The sequence below is a fragment of the Mycobacterium sp. 852002-50816_SCH5313054-b genome (assembly GCF_001667185.1).
Taxonomy (GTDB): Bacteria; Actinomycetota; Actinomycetes; order Mycobacteriales; family Mycobacteriaceae; genus Mycobacterium.
This window is the reverse complement of record NZ_LZIC01000030.1, coordinates 71,191-88,430: the sequence shown is the minus strand read 5'-3', so window position 1 is coordinate 88,430 and position 17,240 is coordinate 71,191. Positions and strand designations below refer to the sequence as shown.

The 17,240-nt window shown below is 67.9% G+C and carries 20 protein-coding genes; 7 read left to right on the top strand and 13 right to left on the bottom strand.

All coding sequences use genetic code 11. From position 1 onward, the window contains the following. Position 1: 1 nt before the first annotated feature. The 4 genes from A5787_RS27620 to A5787_RS05260 are packed head-to-tail and all read right to left on the bottom strand — an operon-like array spanning position 2 to position 3,470. Positions 2 to 274: an alpha/beta fold hydrolase gene (locus A5787_RS27620; RefSeq protein WP_197506960.1), complete on the bottom strand. Its 273-nt coding sequence runs from the start codon at positions 272 to 274 to the stop codon at positions 2 to 4. Further along, on the bottom strand, positions 271 to 1,083 hold the full coding sequence (locus A5787_RS05270) for a class I SAM-dependent methyltransferase (RefSeq protein WP_082977078.1): 813 nt from the start codon (positions 1,081 to 1,083) through the stop codon (positions 271 to 273). Before A5787_RS05270 ends, A5787_RS27620 begins: the two co-directional genes overlap by 4 nt. Beyond that, on the bottom strand, positions 1,080 to 1,904 hold the full coding sequence (locus tag A5787_RS05265; protein WP_066962665.1) for a class I SAM-dependent methyltransferase: 825 nt from the start codon (positions 1,902 to 1,904) through the stop codon (positions 1,080 to 1,082). The genes A5787_RS05270 and A5787_RS05265 overlap by 4 nt, the downstream gene beginning before the upstream one ends. A 30-nt stretch (positions 1,905 to 1,934) precedes the next feature. Then, positions 1,935 to 3,470 (bottom strand): DHA2 family efflux MFS transporter permease subunit, encoded by a 1,536-nt coding sequence (locus A5787_RS05260; RefSeq protein WP_066962662.1) that lies wholly within the window; start codon positions 3,468 to 3,470, stop codon positions 1,935 to 1,937. Positions 3,471 to 3,547: 77 nt separating this feature from the next. On the opposite strand from A5787_RS05260, the gene A5787_RS05255 reads away from it, so the two are divergent. Beyond that, complete coding sequence (locus A5787_RS05255) at positions 3,548 to 4,198, top strand: winged helix-turn-helix transcriptional regulator (RefSeq protein ID WP_066962659.1); 651 nt, start codon at positions 3,548 to 3,550, stop codon at positions 4,196 to 4,198. Here the strand turns inward: A5787_RS05255 and A5787_RS05250 are convergent. Together A5787_RS05250 and A5787_RS05245 are read right to left on the bottom strand one after the other, a co-directional pair. Next, on the bottom strand, positions 4,174 to 4,719 hold the full coding sequence (locus A5787_RS05250) for a peroxiredoxin-like family protein (RefSeq protein WP_369829084.1): 546 nt from the start codon (positions 4,717 to 4,719) through the stop codon (positions 4,174 to 4,176). The genes A5787_RS05255 and A5787_RS05250 overlap by 25 nt on opposite strands. A gap of 5 nt (positions 4,720 to 4,724) precedes the next feature. Beyond that, positions 4,725 to 5,840, bottom strand: a complete 1,116-nt coding sequence (locus tag A5787_RS05245; protein ID WP_066962655.1) for a cytochrome P450 — start codon at positions 5,838 to 5,840, stop codon at positions 4,725 to 4,727. A 111-nt stretch (positions 5,841 to 5,951) separates the two neighbouring features. On the opposite strand from A5787_RS05245, the gene A5787_RS05240 reads away from it, so the two are divergent. After that, complete coding sequence (locus A5787_RS05240; protein ID WP_066962652.1) at positions 5,952 to 6,494, top strand: TetR/AcrR family transcriptional regulator; 543 nt, start codon at positions 5,952 to 5,954, stop codon at positions 6,492 to 6,494. Between the two features lie 9 nt (positions 6,495 to 6,503). On the opposite strand, the gene A5787_RS05235 is transcribed toward A5787_RS05240, so the two are convergent. The 3 genes from A5787_RS05235 to A5787_RS05225 are packed head-to-tail and all read right to left on the bottom strand — an operon-like array spanning position 6,504 to position 8,724. Continuing rightward, a complete protein-coding gene (locus A5787_RS05235; protein WP_066962649.1) occupies positions 6,504 to 7,070 on the bottom strand; it encodes a TetR/AcrR family transcriptional regulator in 567 nt (188 codons plus the stop codon). A 12-nt stretch (positions 7,071 to 7,082) separates the two neighbouring features. Further along, positions 7,083 to 7,919 (bottom strand): SDR family oxidoreductase, encoded by an 837-nt coding sequence (locus A5787_RS05230; RefSeq protein ID WP_066962645.1) that lies wholly within the window; start codon positions 7,917 to 7,919, stop codon positions 7,083 to 7,085. A 1-nt stretch (position 7,920) separates the two neighbouring features. Then, entirely contained in the window at positions 7,921 to 8,724 is an 804-nt protein-coding gene (locus A5787_RS05225) for an SDR family oxidoreductase (protein WP_066962642.1), read from the bottom strand. A gap of 209 nt (positions 8,725 to 8,933) precedes the next feature. Between A5787_RS05225 and A5787_RS05220 the strand changes: the two genes are divergently transcribed. Genes A5787_RS05220 through guaA form a run of 4 tightly spaced genes read left to right on the top strand, consistent with a single transcriptional unit; the run spans position 8,934 to position 14,163 of the window. Continuing rightward, positions 8,934 to 9,362, top strand: a complete 429-nt coding sequence (locus tag A5787_RS05220) for an MmpS family transport accessory protein (protein WP_066962639.1) — start codon at positions 8,934 to 8,936, stop codon at positions 9,360 to 9,362. 26 nt (positions 9,363 to 9,388) lie between these two features. Beyond that, positions 9,389 to 12,199 carry an RND family transporter gene (locus A5787_RS05215; RefSeq protein WP_066962636.1) on the top strand — a complete coding sequence of 937 codons (2,811 nt, stop codon included), beginning with the start codon at positions 9,389 to 9,391 and terminating at the stop codon, positions 12,197 to 12,199. Continuing rightward, a complete protein-coding gene (locus tag A5787_RS05210; protein WP_066962634.1) occupies positions 12,196 to 12,570 on the top strand; it encodes an SRPBCC domain-containing protein in 375 nt (124 codons plus the stop codon). Before A5787_RS05215 ends, A5787_RS05210 begins: the two co-directional genes overlap by 4 nt. A 9-nt stretch (positions 12,571 to 12,579) precedes the next feature. Further along, a complete protein-coding gene (gene guaA / locus A5787_RS05205) occupies positions 12,580 to 14,163 on the top strand; it encodes a glutamine-hydrolyzing GMP synthase (protein ID WP_156763775.1) in 1,584 nt (527 codons plus the stop codon). 11 nt (positions 14,164 to 14,174) lie between these two features. Here guaA and A5787_RS05200 read toward each other — a convergent pair whose 3' ends face one another. From A5787_RS05200 to A5787_RS05185, 4 genes are all read right to left on the bottom strand, one after another. Next, the gene (locus A5787_RS05200; protein WP_066962632.1) at positions 14,175 to 14,498 is read right to left on the bottom strand and encodes a nitrile hydratase accessory protein; all 324 of its coding nucleotides are present in this window, start codon (positions 14,496 to 14,498) and stop codon (positions 14,175 to 14,177) included. Continuing rightward, positions 14,495 to 15,073 carry a nitrile hydratase subunit alpha gene (nthA, locus tag A5787_RS05195; RefSeq protein WP_066963035.1) on the bottom strand — a complete coding sequence of 193 codons (579 nt, stop codon included), beginning with the start codon at positions 15,071 to 15,073 and terminating at the stop codon, positions 14,495 to 14,497. The genes A5787_RS05200 and nthA overlap by 4 nt, the downstream gene beginning before the upstream one ends. 6 nt (positions 15,074 to 15,079) lie before the next feature. After that, a complete protein-coding gene (locus tag A5787_RS05190; protein ID WP_066962630.1) occupies positions 15,080 to 15,793 on the bottom strand; it encodes an SH3-like domain-containing protein in 714 nt (237 codons plus the stop codon). 71 nt (positions 15,794 to 15,864) lie between these two features. Then, positions 15,865 to 16,455, bottom strand: a complete 591-nt coding sequence (locus A5787_RS05185; protein ID WP_156763774.1) for a hypothetical protein — start codon at positions 16,453 to 16,455, stop codon at positions 15,865 to 15,867. 101 nt (positions 16,456 to 16,556) lie between these two features. On the opposite strand from A5787_RS05185, the gene A5787_RS05180 reads away from it, so the two are divergent. Further along, positions 16,557 to 17,210, top strand: a complete 654-nt coding sequence (locus tag A5787_RS05180) for a hypothetical protein (protein ID WP_066962627.1) — start codon at positions 16,557 to 16,559, stop codon at positions 17,208 to 17,210. Positions 17,211 to 17,240: the final 30 nt, after the last annotated feature.

Genomic DNA, 17,240 nt, shown 5'->3' with positions numbered 1-17,240 from the left:
GCTATCCGTATCCGGCACCGGGCACCACGTCGGACCATCCCATGCCGGGCAGGTCCAAGGCGTACACGGTGAAGTCGTCCCAGAGCGCGGGCACGACCCGCTGGAAGTAGTCCAGCTGCGTGCGGACGGTGTGCAGCAGGACGAGCGGTGGGCCGGTTCCAGCCGTGAAGTAGCGCAACCGGGAGCCGTCGAAACGCCGCAGGAACCTGACCTCGCCGCGCCCGCCGCTCCACGCCAGCGTGTAACGCTGATCCGGAATCTCGTTGGTCCTCATTGCACTCGCCGTTCGCAAACCGCCTGGATGGCGCGCAGGCGCCCGTCGGCCAGGGCCTGGGTGAGGTTTTCGGCTTTTCGGCGGAAGTCGGTGACGAAGGCGTGCAGGCCCAGCGGGCTGTCGGGCTGGGCCAGGATGGCCTGCATGAGCGTGGCGGCCTGCTCGGTGAGGTCGTTCCAGTGTTCGACGGTGAACCCGGCGGACTCGACGACGGCGCGCAATTCGTCGGGGGTGGCCAGGTGGCTGTTCCCGGGGTGGTCGGCCCACGGCAGCGGAAAGTCAAGCTCGACCTGGTCCCCAATCGTGATGTCCCACAGGGCAAGCCGCCCGCCATCCTTGAGCACCCGGCGTGTTTCGGCGTACAGGCGCGCCTTGTCGGCGATGTTCATCTGGACATGCTGGCTGATGGCGACGTCGAAAGTGGCGTCGGCGAAGGGCAGTTCGGTGACGTCGGCCCGCTGCACCGAGATGAGGCCGTCGAGCCCGACGAGTCGATTGAGCCAGCGGTTCGTTTCACAGTATTCGTCGGTGAGGTCGACGGCGGTGACCCCGCAGCCGTAGCGGTCGGCGATGTAGCGAGCGGTACCGCCCACCCCGCTGCCGGCGTCGAGCACCGCGCTCTCGCCGGTGATCTGCGCCAGGTCCACCAGCTGGGCGGTCGCGATGCGGCCCATCGTATGAAAGTCCTCGAGCAGGCTCAGGTCGGCGGGCGCGAGGCGATCGAGGTCCTTGCCGGCGGAGCGCAGCGCTCGCTCGATGTTGTTGCGCGACAGGCCGGTCGAATACTGGTCCTGGATGGTGTTGCTCATTTGCGCACCCATGCCGTGATGATGGGCGGCATCGTGATGAGGGCGTTCGCCGCGAGCGCCTCCTCGCGGAAGCGCGGCACGAAGTCCTCGATGTCGGCGACCTCGTCGATGGCGAAGCCGCCCTGTTGCGCGATGGGGGAGACCAGCCGCCACACTTCCGCGCCGTAGGCCAGGATGTCGGCGTCGGCGGCCGTGCCGGTCGGGGCGCCGAGGGTCAGGTGCGGCGTGCCCAGGCCGGCGTCGGCGAAGATCGTGTGCAGCGTGGTGCCGAACCGCGCGCTGAGCCCCATGGCCTCGAAGGCCTGCACGATCCCGGCGATCACCCGACCGAACAGCGGCGTCTCCGGGACGCTGCGTCCTCCGGCGATGTCGTTCTCGGAGAACGCGATCACGCCGCCGGGTCGCACGAACGAGCTGAGCCGGCGCAGCGCCGCGGCCGGATCGGGCAGGTGCATCAGGATTAACCGGCCGACGATCGCGTCGACGGGCTCGTCCAGCTCGATCGCGTCGATCGCAGAATGGACGAAATGCACTGTGGACAAGCCTTGTTCGGCGGCCCGGGCGTTGGCCAGCTCGACCATCGCGGGCGCGGCGTCGACGCCGAGCACGCTTCCGGTTGCGCCGACCAGCCGGGCAGCGACGAACGACACGTCGCCGGGGCCGCTGCCGATATCGAGCACCCGCATGCCCGGGCGCAGCCCGGCGAGCCGCAGCGCGTGCTCGGTGTAGCCGTCATACAGCCGCGCCTGCAGGAGCAGCCGCTGCACCTCCACGTCGGCGTGTCCGAGGACATAGCTGTTGGCGGATGGCGTTGTAGTCATGCTTTTCGTGCCTTTCTTCGTCGGGATTTCTTAGGCCGTGGCCAGTGCGGGGGACGGTCCCTCTTGCCGCGCGCGTGCCGGCAAGAGCCAGGCCACGACGATCGCGGCGCCCAGCGCGATGCCCGCGCACACCAGCGAGCTCACCCGCATGCCGTCGAGGAACGCGCGATCGACGACGGCACGGATGTGGCCGGCCTGTGGGGCGGGCAGCTGCTGGATCACCGTGTGCGCCAACGCCATCGAATGCCGCATCGCCTCCGCGGGTAGTCCCGGCAAGGCCGTTGCTCCGAGATGCCCCGAGTACACCGACGCGAAGATGCTGCCGGCTATGGCCACGCCGAGGGTGCCGCCGAGTTCGCGCGTCGTGTCGTTGACGGCCGAGCCGACCCCGGCCTTGTCGGCGGACAGCGATCCCATGATGGCCTCGGTGGCCGGCGAAACGGTGAGCCCGAGACCGCCGCCGAGCAGCAGCATCTGCACGGCGATCTGGTTGTAGGGCGTGGCGGCGTCGGCGGTGGACGCCCAGGCGAGCCCGGCGGCGAAGACGGTCAGGCCGGTGGCGACGACGGCGGTGGTGCCGAGCCGTTCGACCAGCCGGGGACCCGCGATGCTGGCCAGCGCGATGGAGACGGCGACCGGCAGCAAGCGCACGCCGGCCTGGAATGCCGTGTAGTCCTTGATGAATTGGAAGTACTGGGTGATGACGAAGATGAAGCCGAACAGCGTGAGGAAGCCGGCGGTCACCGCCAGGCTGCCGCCGGAGAACCGACGGTTGCCGAATACGGACACGTCCAGCATCGGGTGGGTGCTGCGCCGCTCCCACCGGGCGAACCCGGCGAGAACGACTGTAGCGAGCGCAAACCCGGCCGCGGTCCGGACGTTGGTCCATCCCCAGGTGGGCGCCTCGATGACCGTGTAGACCAGCGCCGTGATTCCCGCCGTGGACAGGATCAGGCCGGGGACGTCGACGCGGGGCGCCGCCGGGTCGCGCGACGTCGGGACGAACAGGACGCCGCCAATGATCGCCAATGCCGCGATGGGAATGTTCACCATGAAAATCGAGCCCCACCAGAAGTGTTCGAGCAGCCAGCCCCCACTGATCGGTCCCACGGCCACCCCGACGCCCACCATCGCCGCCCAAAGCCCGATCGCCTTGGCGCGCGGCACCGGGTCGGTGAAGATGTTGGTGATGAGCCCCAGGGTGGTCGGAAAGATCACCGCCGCGCCCACGCCCATCGCGGCGCGGGCCGCGATCAGTGCGTCGGCCGAATTCACCTGTGCCGCAACACCGGAGGTCAGGGCGAACAGGGCCAGCCCGAGGCTCAGCGACCCGCGCCTGCCGAAGCGGTCGGACAGGCTGCCGGCCGACAACAGCAGGCCCGACATCACCAGGGTGTAGGCATCGACGATCCACTGCAGCTGGGCGGTGTCGGCGCCCAGTTCGCGAGACAGCGTGGGCAGCGCGACGTTGACAATCGTGGCGTCGACGCTGATGACGAAGACGCCGAGGCAGATGACGGCGAGCGCGGCGATTGGCCGGTTACGGAATATCGGGTCGGGACGCATGGACAAGACGCTAAAGCTTATAGACAAATAAATCAAGTGCTAAGTTGAAAAAGATGTCTATCCGCTGCTAGGCTGGGATGGTGCCGCCCCGCAGGAACTACAACCAGAACTGCCCGATCGCGCGCGGACTCGACGTCCTCGGCGAGCGGTGGACACTGCTGATCCTGCGTGAGCTGGTCGGCGGACCCCGCCGGTACGGGGACCTGCGCGACGCGCTGCCCGGCATTGCGACCAATCTGCTCGCCGAGCGGCTCAAGGAATTACAAGAGGCCGGGGTCGTCGACCGCACCGATCTGCCCGCTCCGATCGGGCGTACCGTGTACACGCTCAGCGACATGGGCTGGCAGCGGGTGCTGCCGGTGTTGCGGAGCGTCGCATGGTTCGGGCTCGATCGGCTGGACCCGATCGGGGACGGCCCGGCATCGCCCCTGAACGGATTTCTGGCCGGATTCCTGCTCGGGTTCGATTCGGGTGGCGCAGCCGGCCTGGAAGCGACGATTCGCATCGAAATCGATGGCCGCCGTTTCGAATTCGCGGTGACGCAGGGTCGGCTCGCCGGCGCTCGCGGCGAGCCTTCGGTGACCCTGACCGCCAGCGCCGCGGACCTGGTCACCGCGCGCCTCGGGGCGAGCGACGCCAAGCGTAAGGCGGCGCTGCGGCGCGTCACCTTCCATGGCGACCCGGAGGCCGTCGACGCGGTGCGTCAGGCCTTTTCGCTGCGGGCGTAGGCCAGCACCTCGTCTACCGTCCATTGGTCGTTGGCGTGGCGGCCGTGCCTGCAGGCCAGAACCCGCCCGTCCGGGCCGATCAAGAAGTCGGCCGGCAACCCCAGATGGCCGCCGGTCGGATGCATGTTCACGTTGCCCATGCCACTGCGGATCGCCGATGTCATTGCGCGGGGGTGCAATACGGAACGCGGCGAGGTGCCGACGCCGAACTCGTCGTAGAGCCCCTTGGTGGGGTCGCCGACGACGGCGAACGGCAGATCGCCGGCGTAGCGGAGCAACTCCTGATCGGTCGAGTGGAACACGACGACCTCGCGGACCCCGGCCCCGGCGATCTCGTCGTGCCGGCGCACGATCGACCGCAGGTGAAGGTTGCAGATGGGGCAGCCGGCGAACCGGCGAAGTTGCAGATGGACGAGTCGATCGGGATCGGGAATGGGCACCGCCTCACCGGAGACGGTGACCAGTTCTCGCGGGGCCACGACGCTCCCGACGTCGGCGCCCTTGCTCACGGGATGGCGGATCCGCCTCACCAGGACACCGGTAGTTCGACGAGCCCGCCGGCGAGCACGTCGCTACGGGTGGGAAGTGTTGCTGGATCGACGGTCAGGCCCATAGACGAAAATCGTGGAATCAGTTGTCCGAATACCGTTTTCAGCTCGATACGCGCCAACGGCGCCCCGATGCAGTAGCGTGCGCCGTGCCCGAACGTGAGGTGGGCGGTTTGCGTGCGGGCGACGTCGACGCGTTCGGGATGAGCGAACGCCGCCGGGTCGTGGTTGGCCGCTCCGATGTCCAGGAGCACGAGATCTCCGGCGTGGATGGTGACGCCCTCGATGTCGAAGTCGGTGCGCGCGTAGCGGGGAACGCCGCCCGCCCCGCCACCGCTCTCCGTCGCCCGCAACAGCTCCTCGACGGCGTGCGGGATCAGCGGGGGGTCATCGACGAGCGCCTGCCACTGATCTCGATTGGTCAGCAAAAGCATTGTCCCGAGCCCGATCTGCACCACCGTGGTCTCATGACCGGCGAACAGCAGGAACATCGACATCGTGGCGGCCTCCTCGTCGGAGACACCGTCGGTCGCGCACAGGCGCGATATCACGTCGTCGCCGGGGCCGGCGCGCTTGCGTTCGACCAACGCGCGGCCGTAATCGAACAGCTCGGCCAGTCCGCGCTCGGAGCGGGCGTGATCGCGCACGTTGCCGGCGTCCTCGGCCCACGCGCGGAACTGCTCGCGGTCGGAATACGGCACCCCGAGTAGCTCACAGATCACCAGGATGGGGAGCGGCAGCGCCAACCGCGCGTGCAGATCGGCCGGCGGGCCCTGCTCCGCCAGCTCGTCGAGCAGGGTGGTGGTGAGCGTCTCCACCCTGGGTTCCAGCGAGCGCAGGTGCCGGGGTGAGAAATGGGGTTGCAGCAGCGCCCGCATCCGGGCGTGGTCGGCCGCCTCGGTGTCGAAATCGCCCAGCGGACCACCGAATAAGGCCGATTCCCCCGTGCGCGCCGCCGTCTCGGGTTCGCGATGGGAGCGACCGAGGCGGTCGTCGTCGAGCAGCCGTCGCACCAAGGCGTAGTCGGTGACCAGCCAGGCCGCGTCGCCGACCGGGGTGCGCACCCGATGAACGGGCAGTCGGGTGGAAGTCATCGCATGTCGCCCCACCAAGTAGAAGAGATCTTATACAAGATTACTTGTATACTCAGCGCTAGACAAGAGGAGGTCGGGGTGACGGTTGTCCAATCCGAGCCGACGCGGCGGATGCCCCGCGCCCAACGGCGGGAACAGATCCTCGAGGCCGCCACGCGCGCCTTCGCCCGCGGCGGCTTCGCGAAGACCGGGCTCGATGCCATCGCCGCTGAAGCCGCTGTCACCCAGGTGATCCTGTACCGCCACTTCGCGTCGAAGGCCGACCTCTACCGGGAAGTCCTCGAGCATGCCAACAACCGCCTCCGCGAAGCCACTGGGGCAGACGACTTCGACGACTCCACCATTCCCGCTCTCGTACGCGCGGCCGCGGCCGATCCGGACGCCTTTCGGCTGCTGTTCCGCTACGCCGCCCGCGAGCCCGAGTTTCGCGACATGGCCGACAGTCTCGTTGAGGGTTCAACCGAGCTCGCCAGCCGCCACCTTGCCGGCATCGCCGACGATCGATGGCGGAACTGGGCGGCGCGACTGCTGCCCACCATGACGATCGACGCCGTCATAGCCTGGCTCGACGCCGGCCAGCCCGATCCCGATCAAGCGGCCACCCGAATCCGGAGCATTGTCGACGCGACGATCGCGGCCGCGTCGGCGCAGTGATCGGTGCGGTCACACTTGCATTGCGTTGATCCACTTTTCGAGCCGTCGGGCCTGGTGGGCCATGACTTCGGGCTCGGCCAGGGCGTTGGTGAGGACGGCGCTGCCCTCGTAGGCGATGACGAGTTCGAGCGCCAGGTCGCGGGCGTCGCGGCGGCCCATGGCGTGGAATTGCTGCTCGGTCCACTCCAGCAGGGTCTGCATGATGGGGGCGGTCAGGGCCGGCGATTGGCCCGGTTGGTTACCGAGTTCGGTGCACAGGCTTCCCAGCGGACAGCCGTGCTCGGCGATCGTGTCGCGCGACTCGGACAGCATCCCGACGAGCGCCTTGAGCCGGGCCTTGGGGCTGCCGTGCCGGCGCTGCAAGGCCGCGGTCGCGGAACGGATTTCCTCGGTGCGCGCCTCGACGACGGCGGCCACGATGTCGTCTTTGGTCTTGAAGTAGTAGTAAACGTTGCCCAGCGGCACCTCGGCGGCCTCGGCGATGTGCGCGAGTGTGGTGCCCGCGATGCCCTGGCGGTAGAACAGGTCGCATGCGGCTGCGATCAGTCGCTCGCGCTTGCCGGTTGAGTCAGCCATGTCACTCACGGACTATAGACGGCACGCGTCCATGCTCAGGTTCCACAGCAGGTCCCGGTTCTCCGGTGTGTTGTGGGCGGTCTTGACCTTCTTCGGCCTGGCATTCGTGAAGTACTGGCCGGAGACCTGCACCGCGTCGGGGGAGCCCGCGAGGAACACCGACGTGGCGGCGCCCTTCTCCGCGGATCGCGAAAACGGCAGCGCCGCATAGGAGATCGCACGGAAGATCCCTTCCGCCCCGCGCATCATCGGAGTCCTGACTATCCCAGGATGCACGGCGTTCGCGGTGACGCGCGTCGGAGCCAGTCGCTGCGCCAGCTCGATGGTGAACAGCAGCACGCAAAGTTTGGACGCGGCGTATGCGCCGATGGTGGAGAACCGGCGCTCGCCTTGCAGGTTGTCCGGGTCGAACTTGCCGGCGCGGTACACGCTCGAGCTCAGGTTGATGACCCGGCCCCGCGGGCTCTTTTCCAATGCGTCGAGCAGCAACTGGGTGAGATAGAACTGCGCGAGGTAGTTGACCTGAAACGTGGTCTCGTAGCCATCCTCGGTCAGTACGCGTTGCGGCATGACGACGCCGGCGTTGTTGACCAGGACGTCCAGCCGCGGGTAGCGCGCCGCGAACGCATCGGCCAGCCGCCGCAGCTGGGAAAGCGAGCGGAGGTCGGCGGTGAGGTAACCGACGTCGCGGTTGCCGGTGGCCGCCACGATTTCGGATGTGACGGTTGCGGCCTTGGCCTCGCTGCGCGCGGCCAGCACGACGGTGTGGCCCTCGCGGGCCAGCGCGGTCGCGGTGACCTTGCCGATGCCGTCGGTGGCGCCGGTAATGAGGCAGATCGGTTTATCCATTTTAGTTGGAGGCCGTCGTGACCCGGCTGGGCCGCAGCAACATGCGCGACATCATCGAGCGGGTGACTGACGCCGGCACGAGCGCGGTGGTTACCCGGTTGACCCGGCCCGGTATGCAGCGCGCCCGATTGCGCTCCAGCGCGCGCAACGCCTCGCGGGCACAAACATCCGGCGCCATGGGCGATATCGGCATCTGGTCGGGGTCCAGGCCGAACGCGGCGAGCGCCGGCGTGCGGGTGGGTCCCGGGTGTAGCACCGTGACGTGCACGCCGTGCTTGGCCAGCTCGCCGTGCAGGCCGGCGCCGAGGCTCGACGCATAGGCCTTGGTCGCCGCGGTGTTCGCCAGGTACGGCACGCCATGTGTGGCCCCCAGCGCGGAGACGAGCACGATGCCGCCGCGACCGCGCCGCGCCATTCGTGCACCGAAGTGGTGGCTCAGGCCCAGATGCGCGGCGGTGTTGAGCCGCAGGATCGCTCGCTGCGCCTGCAGATCCGAGTCCAGGAACGGCCCGGGTAGCGCCTCGCCGGCGTTCGACACCAGCAGGCCGACGTCGATGTCGTTGGTGGCCTGGATGATTGGGGTCAGCATGTCAGGGTCGGACAGGTCGACGCCGACGGCGCGATAGTCGACACCGTAGCCGCGAGCCAGCGCCGCGCCCAGGTCCTGCAGCACGGCCAGGCGCCGCGCGACCAGGACCACGTTGATGCCAGCATCGCCGAGCTGGTGCGCGAACTCGCGTCCGATCCCCGACGACGCCCCCGTCACGACCGCCCAGGGACCGAATCGATGTGCATTGATACTCATGGCCTTTGACCCTCTCTCGTCGGCCGGTGGTGGGACGGCCGGTGTGTTGGCAATTTAGTTGTACAACTTACTAGTTGCCGCAAGCCGAGGCAAGACCGTTGTGCCGCTGTTGTGCAAATATGCAGTCAAAGATGGATTGCGACCAGCGCTGTCTCAAGCTACGGTGTTAGTCACCCAACTTATTCCTTCGAGTAAACCCGAGGACGAGGATGACTGTCGTCAAACGCGCGTGGATCCCGCTGGTCGTCGTGACCATGGTCGCCCTCGCGGGTTTCGCCGTCTACCGGCTGCACGGCATCTTCGGCGTTCGCGGCGTCGGGTCGGCCGTCGGCGCCCACGCCGACGCCATCAAACCCTTCAACCCCAAGCACGTGACGATGGAGGTCTTCGGCCCGGCGGGCAGCGTCGCCGACATCAACTACCTCGATGTCGACGCCGTGCCGCAGCGAGTCGACGGCACGCCGCTGCCATGGACCTACAGCGTGGCCACGACCGCCCCTGCGGTCAGCGTCAACGTCGTGGCGCAGGGCGCCGATGACAACATCGGCTGCCGGATCACCGTGAACGGCGATATCAAGGCCCAACGAACCGTGGCGGGAATCCACCCACAGACCTTCTGCCTGGTGAAGTCCGCGTGATCGCGCGAACGGTTCGCCGGCTTTCGATGCCCATCCTGCTCTTCTGGCTGGGTCTTGCGGCGGTCACCAACCTCGCTGTGCCGCAACTGGAAGCGGTCGGGGAGGCGCACGCGGTGTCGATGAGCCCCGACGACGCCCCGGCGATACAGGCCATGAAGCGCATCGGCCAGGTGTTCAAAGAATTCGACTCCGACAGCGCGGTCATGATCGTCCTCGAGGGCCAAACGCCGCTCGGCGATGCGGCGCACCGGTTCTACGGCGACCTGATCGGCAAGCTCGCGCAGGACCACAAGCATGTCGAGCACATCCAGGACTTCTGGGGCGATCCGCTCACTGCGGCCGGATCGCAGAGCGCCGACGGAAAGGCCGCCTACGTGCAGGTCTTCCTCGCCGGGCGCCAGGGCGAGACGCTGGCCAACGAGTCCGTGGACGCGGTGCGGCGCATCGTGTCAAACGTGCAGGCGCCCACCGGCGTCAGGGCCTATGTCGCCGGTCCCGCGGCGGTGACCACCGATCAGCTCGAATTCGGCAACAAAAGCGCCCGCAAGGTGATGGGCGTGACCGTCGCGGTCATCGTCCTGATGCTGTTGATCGTGTACCGTTCCTTGGTCACCGTCCTGCTGACGCTGCTGATGGTCTTCATCGAATTGCCCGCGGTGCAAGGCGTGATCGCATTTCTCGGAAGCCGAGGCGTACTGGGGCTCTCGACGTTTGCGGTGCAAATCCTTCCGATACTCGCGATCGCCGCGGGCACGGATTACGCGATCTTCATCGTGGGCCGATATCAGGAGGCCCGTCAGGCGGGCCAGGACACAGAAGCCGCGTACTACACCATGTTTCGCGGCAGCGCACATGTGGTCCTGGGCTCCGGCCTGACCATCGCCGGCGCGATGTTCTGCCTCAGCTTCACCAGGCTGCCCTATTTCCAGACCCTGGGCGCGCCCTGCGCGATCGGGATGTTCACGATGGTGGCGGGCGCGCTCACGTTGGGTCCAGCCATCATCACCTTGGGCAGCCGCTTCGGACTTTTCGATCCCAAACGGAAAATCAAGACGCGGGGGTGGCGACGGCTGGGAACCGCCGTCGTCCGCTGGCCCGCACCGATACTCGCGGCGACGGCCGCGACCGCGCTCGTCGGCCTGCTGGCCCTGCCGTCGTTCACGACGAGCTACAACGATCGCAATTATCTGCCCCGGACCACACCGTCCAACATCGGATATGCCGCGGCCGACCGGCACTTTTCGCCCGCGCGCCTGAACCCCGACCTGTTGTTGGTCCAGACCGACCACGACATGCGCAATCCCGCCGACATGCTCGTCCTGGACCGGGTGGCCAAAGGCGTCTTCGGCGCCGACGGCGTCGCGCGGGTCCAGTCCATCACCAGGCCGTTGGGTGCCCCAATCACGCACACCTCCATTCCCTTTCAGATGAGCATGCAATCCACCACGCTGACCGAGAACATGAAGTACCTGCATGACCGGATGGCCGACATGCGGGCCATCGCCGATCAAATGGCGGGCGTCATCGACACCATGCAACGCATGCTCGGCCTGATGCGCCAGCTCGCCGGCACCACCCACGACGTCGCCGGCCAGACGAAGCAGATCGTCGCGGACACGACCGAAGTGCGCGACCGCATCGCCGATTTCGACGACTTCTTCCGGCCGCTGCGTGGCTATTTCTACTGGGAGCGGCACTGCTTTGATATCGGAGTCTGCTGGGCACTGCGGTCGGCATTCGATGCGCTCGACGGCGTCGACAAGGTCACCGACGACCTGGGCAGTCTCGTTAAGGACACCGACCGGCTGGATAGCCTGATGCCGCAGCTGATCTCGCTGCTGCCGCCGATCATCGACGCCACGACGACCATGCGAACGATGACGATGACGATGTACAGCACGTTCGCGGGCCTGCTCGACCAGATGGACGCCGCACAGCAGAACGCGTCCGCGATGGGACAAGCGTTCGACGCGGCCAAGAACGACGATTCCTTCTACCTGCCGCCGGAGGTCTTCGACAACCCCGACTTCAAACGCGGCCTGGCGATGTTCCTCTCGCCCGACGGCAGGGACGCCCGCTTCATCATCACCCACGACGGGGACCCGGCGACCCCCGAAGGCATCTCGCGCGTCGACGCGATCGAGAAGGCCGCGCGGCACGCCGTCAAGGGAACTCCCTTGGAAGAGGCCAAGATCTACCTGGGCGGCACGGCGCCGACGTATGAGGACATGAGTGGCGCGGCCAAATACGACCTGCTGATCGCGGGAATCGCGGCGGCCTGCCTGATCTTCATCATCATGCTGGTCATCACCGGAAGCGTCATCGCGGCGCTGGTCATCATCGGCACCGTGGTGCTGTCGCTGGGCGCCTCGTTCGGACTGTCGGTGCTGGTGTGGCAGGACATCCTCCGTATTCCGTTGCACTGGCTGGTGATCGCGATGGCCGTCATCATCCTGCTGGCCGTCGGGTCGGACTACAACCTGTTACTGGTTTCGCGGTTCAAGGAGGAGATCGGGGCCGGCATCAAAACCGGAATCATCCGCGCCATGGGCGGCACCGGCGCGGTGGTGACCTCGGCGGGGCTGGTGTTCGCCTTTACCATGTCGTCCTTCGTGTTCAGCGACCTGCGGATCATCGGTCAGTTCGGCACGACCGTCGGCATCGGGCTGCTCTTCGACACGTTGGTGGTGCGGTCGCTGATGACACCCGCGATCGCCGCCCTGCTCGGACGCTGGTTCTGGTGGCCCCGGCGAGTGGGCACCGGCCGTCGCGCGCAGCGGCCCCGGCTGCCCGACGCCGTCGCAACGCCGAGCCCCACCGAGAGCCTGCGCGCATGAACCGCCAGACGCTGTCCGACTCGATACGCATCGCCGCGCCGCCGGAGAAGGTGTGGGACCTGATCACCACCGTCGCCGGCATCGCGGAGTGGTACGACACCTGGGACGCCGTCGAGCATGCCGCCGATGATCAACGGCTCCAGGTGGGCACGTCGTTTCGCCTGATCCGGCACCGCGTCGGCCGCGACGACACCGCGCTGTGCCGGGTGACCTCGCTGCAGCCGCGCAGCCGATTGTGCTGGGTGCAGTACGTCCCCCGCCTGCCCACCATGTCCGTCGAATTCCGGCTACTCCCCGAGACCGACGGGACCACCGCCACCCTGTTGAGCCACACCAGGAGCTGGCTCGGGGATGTCAACCCCGGCCACTAAGCTTGCGGCGTGGCGAAACCTGATGACTCCGACGCGGCGGGGCCGGTCGACCGGCCGGTGCTGGTCGTCGACTTCGGCGCGCAGTACGCGCAGTTGATCGCCCGCCGGGTCCGCGAGGCGCGGGTCTTTTCCGAGGTCATCCCGCACACCGCCACGGTCGAGGAGATCAAGGCCCGCAATCCGGTGGCGGTGGTGCTGTCCGGCGGTCCGGCCAGCGTCTACACCGAGGGCGCCCCGCAGCTCGATCCGGCGCTGTTCGACCTCGAGCTGCCGGTGTTCGGCATCTGCTACGGGTTTCAGGCCATGGCGCAGGCCCTGGGCGGCACCGTCGCCCACACCGGCACCAGCGAGTACGGCCGCACCGAGCTGAAAGTGCTTGGCGGCGAGCTGCATTCGGGCCTGCCCGACGTCCAGCCGGTGTGGATGAGTCACGGCGACGCCGTCACCGCGGCGCCGGACGGATTCGACGTGGTCGCGTCCAGCGCGGGCGCGGCGGTGGCCGCCTTCGAGAACCGGGGGCGGCGCCTGGCCGGCGTGCAGTACCACCCGGAGGTGATGCACACCCCGCACGGCCAGCAGGTGCTCAGCCGGTTCCTGCACGACTTCGCCGGGCTTGGCGCCCAGTGGACGCCCGCCAACATCGCCGACGCGCTCGTCGAGCAGGTGCGCGCCCAGATCGGCGACGGCCACGCGATCTGCGGGCTGTCCGGCGGGGTGGATTCGGCGGTGGCAGCGGCGCTGGTGCAGCGCGCCATCGGCGAGAGGCTGACCTGTGTCTTCGTCGACCATGGGCTGTTGCGTGCCGGCGAGCGCGACCAGGTGCAACGCGACTTCGTGGCGGCTACCGGCGCCAACCTGGTCACCGTCGACGCCGAGGAGACGTTCCTGCAGGCGCTGTCGGGGGTGACCAACCCCGAAGGCAAGCGCAAGATCATCGGGCGGCAGTTCATCCGGGCCTTCGAGGGCGCGGTGCGGGACATCGTGGGGGACACCGATTCTCAGGTCGAGTTTTTGGTCCAGGGCACGCTGTACCCGGACGTGGTGGAGTCCGGCGGGGGCAGCGGCACCGCGAACATCAAGAGCCACCACAACGTCGGCGGCCTGCCGGGCGACCTGAAGTTCAAGCTCGTCGAGCCGCTGCGGCTGCTGTTCAAGGACGAGGTGCGTGCGGTCGGGCGGGAGTTGGGCCTGCCGGAGGAAATCGTTGCGCGCCAACCGTTTCCGGGGCCTGGTTTGGGTATCCGGATCGTCGGCGAGGTCACCGCGCAGCGGCTGGACACGTTGCGGCGCGCGGACTCGATCGCGCGCGAGGAGCTCACCGCCGCCGGCCTGGACAACCAGATCTGGCAGTGCCCGGTGGTGCTGCTGGCCGACGTGCGCTCGGTCGGGGTGCAGGGCGACAACCGCACCTACGGGCACCCGGTCGTGCTGCGGCCGGTGTCCAGCGAGGACGCGATGACCGCCGACTGGACCCGGGTGCCCTACGAGGTGCTGGAGCGCATCTCGACCCGGATCACCAACGAGGTGCCCGAGGTCAACCGCGTGGTGCTGGACGTCACCAGCAAGCCGCCCGGCACCATCGAGTGGGAGTAGCTCGTCCGCGATCAATGTCGATGATCGTGGCCTGGGTGGCGCTTTGCCAATCGGTCCTGCCGGCTGTCGACATCAGTGGCCGTGAGCGTTGCCGAAGCGGCGAGGACATCCTCGAGAGCGGCCGCCCACGATTCCCAATAGGGGCGGGCCTCGTCTTGCGCGATGCGGGCGATCAGCCGGGTCCGAAATGTCTTCCATGGCACTGCCGCGGTCTCGTTCAATGCCAGGGTGAGACCGAAAACGCGCTGTTGCCACGGCGCATCGAAGATCACCTCCCCGTTCGCGCGCGGTGGAGCCGCGGGCCCGGTCACGTCCACCCGGTGGACCGCGTTCATGGCCAGACAGCTTCGGCCACGCCGATCATGGCGTCGCGGGTGATCAGCCCCGCCAGATCGGCCTCGCTGAGGTTGTCGGTTCCCTCCGGGCGCATCGGAAGGACCAGGAACCGTGCCTCGGCGGAGCTGTCCCAGACCCGTATCCGGACGCGTGGGTCCAGGTTGAGGCCCATTTCCCGTAACAAGGCGCGGGGCTCGGCGACCATTCGGGACCGGTACCCGGCGCTTTTGTACCAGCTCGGGGGTAAGCCCAGAACCGCCCACGGATAGCACGAGCAGAGCGTACAAACGACGACGTTGTGGACTCCCGGGGTGTTCTCGACGACCTTGAGGTGCGCCGCCTCTAGCCCACCTAACCCAAACTCCGCGATCGCTCGTGTCCCGTCGGCGAGCAAGCGTCGCTTGTACTCGGGATCCACCCACGCGCGGGCAACGACCTTCGCCCCACTCATCGGGCCGACGTGGTGGGTGAAGTGATCGATGAGCCGATCGACCGTCGCCGGGTCGATCAGGCCCTTCTCGGCGAGCAATTCCTCCAGGGCCGCAACGCGGGTAGCGAAAGCCTCGTCACTCATGTTCACTCATTCGCGCTCCAGATATGGCTCGTACAAGTCGATCCTGACTTCCACTCCGTCCTCGGCGGTCGAACCCCACAACTCGCGTCCGTGGAAGGCGATCGTGTAGAGGTGTTGGGGGGGCTCGCGCCGCCCGACCGCGCGTGCGTCCGGCAGCAGAGCGGGCCCGTGATGCTCCGTGACCACGCCTCTCTTGCCAGTGACGTACCCCGGCTGTCGGGTGTGCCCGGCGCGGCGTGGCCGCACTTTGACGGTGTCGCCGACGGCAAACATCGGTGCACGGCGAGTCCAACGAACGCCGCCAAGCACCGGGGGGAGCACGTACACGCACATCCACCGCGGCAGGGTCGGCCTTGTTATCACCCGTAGCGCCACGGCGGCGAATCTGACCCGAACCCTCGACCCGCGCCGGCTTGCGCCGACCGGCTGGCCGGAGAGCATCGCATCCAGTTCGCCGGCGGCGAGATAGCCGTCGTGGTCCAGCTGGTTCTCGAGCGCCGCCAACCATCGCGCGTAGTACGAGAGGAAGTATTGCCGGGCTGGCAACTGCTCAATCTCGTATCGAAATTCGTGGATGGTCTTACCCAGCGTCGGCTGCATGAACGACACGAGGCCGAAAACCCTTGCCTCCCAGCGATCGTGAAAGGCCGGCTCGTCCGCGTCGTGATGAACTGGAGCGAAGTGTTCCGCTCGACCGCCCAAGTCGTGAACGTCGGGCACAGATCCACAATAGAGCCGGAAGCATCGATGTGGATCGTGCAGATCGAGCCGTTTTCACAACACTTGAGGACTTAGGTCTGGACAAATTCGCGCTTGCCGTAGGCGATCGTGGCCGCATCCCAGTCCCCGCCGGACTCGCCGACGAGCCGGCGGGCGACATCTCGGTCTTCGTCCCCGGCGACAAGGAGCAGGGTGTGGTCGGTCGTGGTGACGGACCCGCCCCGGATGCGATCGCGGGCGACCGGATCGGCCGCCAGCGCGTCGCCGAAGCGGGCGATGTCGACGTGTGGCACGGCGACGAGGATCGCGTTCTCGTCCGGCGCGCGCTCGTAGTCGAAGGTCAGCACCGCGTCCTGGTCGAACTGACGGCGCAGCGCCTCGGCGGCGGAGTGTGACGCGCCGTCGGCACCGCACAGGTGAAATTCACGCGAGCGCTCATAGGTGTTCCGTTGCAGCGCGCCCGACCAGTACACCCCGTCGAGCGGGGTCGATCCCGTCGCCGCCGCGCCGCTGAGCGCGATCGTCACGGTGGCCTGCGCCTCGAACAGGGGATCGGTGTTGTCGGAGGCGAACAGCTCCGCTTCTCGACACGGAGCGGCGGCGCTTGGCGCCGGGAAAGTGCAGCAAAAAAGCACCATCAGCCACACCAGTACCGACCGCATAAAGCAGCCTCTCACGTTTCTTGACGCTTGTCGGAGGGTGGGTGTTTACTCGCGAATGTATCGAACATACTTTCGAAAACGCGTGGGGGTAGGAGGCAGTCATGACCGCGGCTCTGGCCTCCGATCACCGCGCTGATCAGCTGGAATCGCTGCGCCGGCGGATGGCTGAGATCTCCGGGCGCGGCGCCCCCACCGACGACCTGCTGCCGGATTCGGAATCCTGGCTGGCGCTCCCGCGGTGGCTCGCGGATTCGCTGCCGGTGCCGTTGCCGCGGGGAACGGTGGCGGTGCTGTCGGGGGCCCGGTCGCTGGTGTTGGGCGTGGTGGCCGCGGTGACGGCGGCCGGCGGCAACGTCGCCATCGTCGGCCAACCCGACATCGGGCTGCTGGCCGCCGTGGAGATGGGGGCGGACCTGAGCCGGCTCGCGGTGATACCGGACGCCGGAACCGATCCGGTCGAGGTGGCCGCGGTGCTCATCGACGGCATGGATCTGGTGGTGCTCGGCCTGGGCGGGCGCCAGGTGCCGCACACCCGGGCGCGGGCGGTGGTGGCGCGGGCCCGCAACAAGGGATGCACCCTGCTGGTCACCGACGGCGACTGGCAGGGGGCGCCGACGCGGTTGGAGGCGCGGGTCTGCGGCTACGAGATCACGGCGAACGGCCGCCCCGGCTTCGGGCGCATCGGCAGGGTGCGGCTGCAGGTCGGCGGGGTGTGCGCGGGTAGGCGGGTGCTCGGCCGGTCGCGAGCCGGGTGAATTCGGGTGGCTTCCTCACGCGCGCTGGCG

What these genes read in the sequence shown, in the direction of transcription:
- A5787_RS05270 (WP_082977078.1), bottom strand. Translation starts at nt 1,083, where the DNA reads ATGAGCAACACCATCCAGGACCAGTATTCGACCGGCCTGTCGCGCAAC.
- A5787_RS05200 (WP_066962632.1), bottom strand. Translation starts at nt 14,498, where the DNA reads ATGAACGCGGTCCACCGGGTGGACGTGACCGGGCCCGCGGCTCCACCG.
- A5787_RS05225 (WP_066962642.1), bottom strand. Translation starts at nt 8,724, where the DNA reads ATGAGTATCAATGCACATCGATTCGGTCCCTGGGCGGTCGTGACGGGG.
- A5787_RS05235 (WP_066962649.1), bottom strand. Translation starts at nt 7,070, where the DNA reads ATGGCTGACTCAACCGGCAAGCGCGAGCGACTGATCGCAGCCGCATGC.
- A5787_RS05230 (WP_066962645.1), bottom strand. Translation starts at nt 7,919, where the DNA reads ATGGATAAACCGATCTGCCTCATTACCGGCGCCACCGACGGCATCGGC.
- A5787_RS05245 (WP_066962655.1), bottom strand. Translation starts at nt 5,840, where the DNA reads ATGACTTCCACCCGACTGCCCGTTCATCGGGTGCGCACCCCGGTCGGC.
- A5787_RS05210 (WP_066962634.1), top strand. Translation starts at nt 12,196, where the DNA reads ATGAACCGCCAGACGCTGTCCGACTCGATACGCATCGCCGCGCCGCCG.
- A5787_RS05220 (WP_066962639.1), top strand. Translation starts at nt 8,934, where the DNA reads ATGACTGTCGTCAAACGCGCGTGGATCCCGCTGGTCGTCGTGACCATG.
- nthA (WP_066963035.1), bottom strand. Translation starts at nt 15,073, where the DNA reads ATGAGTGACGAGGCTTTCGCTACCCGCGTTGCGGCCCTGGAGGAATTG.
- A5787_RS05240 (WP_066962652.1), top strand. Translation starts at nt 5,952, where the DNA reads ATGCCCCGCGCCCAACGGCGGGAACAGATCCTCGAGGCCGCCACGCGC.
- A5787_RS05255 (WP_066962659.1), top strand. Translation starts at nt 3,548, where the DNA reads ATGGTGCCGCCCCGCAGGAACTACAACCAGAACTGCCCGATCGCGCGC.
- A5787_RS27620 (WP_197506960.1), bottom strand. Translation starts at nt 274, where the DNA reads ATGAGGACCAACGAGATTCCGGATCAGCGTTACACGCTGGCGTGGAGC.
- A5787_RS05215 (WP_066962636.1), top strand. Translation starts at nt 9,389, where the DNA reads ATGCCCATCCTGCTCTTCTGGCTGGGTCTTGCGGCGGTCACCAACCTC.
- A5787_RS05185 (WP_156763774.1), bottom strand. Translation starts at nt 16,455, where the DNA reads ATGCGGTCGGTACTGGTGTGGCTGATGGTGCTTTTTTGCTGCACTTTC.
- A5787_RS05265 (WP_066962665.1), bottom strand. Translation starts at nt 1,904, where the DNA reads ATGACTACAACGCCATCCGCCAACAGCTATGTCCTCGGACACGCCGAC.
- A5787_RS05260 (WP_066962662.1), bottom strand. Translation starts at nt 3,470, where the DNA reads ATGCGTCCCGACCCGATATTCCGTAACCGGCCAATCGCCGCGCTCGCC.
- A5787_RS05180 (WP_066962627.1), top strand. Translation starts at nt 16,557, where the DNA reads ATGACCGCGGCTCTGGCCTCCGATCACCGCGCTGATCAGCTGGAATCG.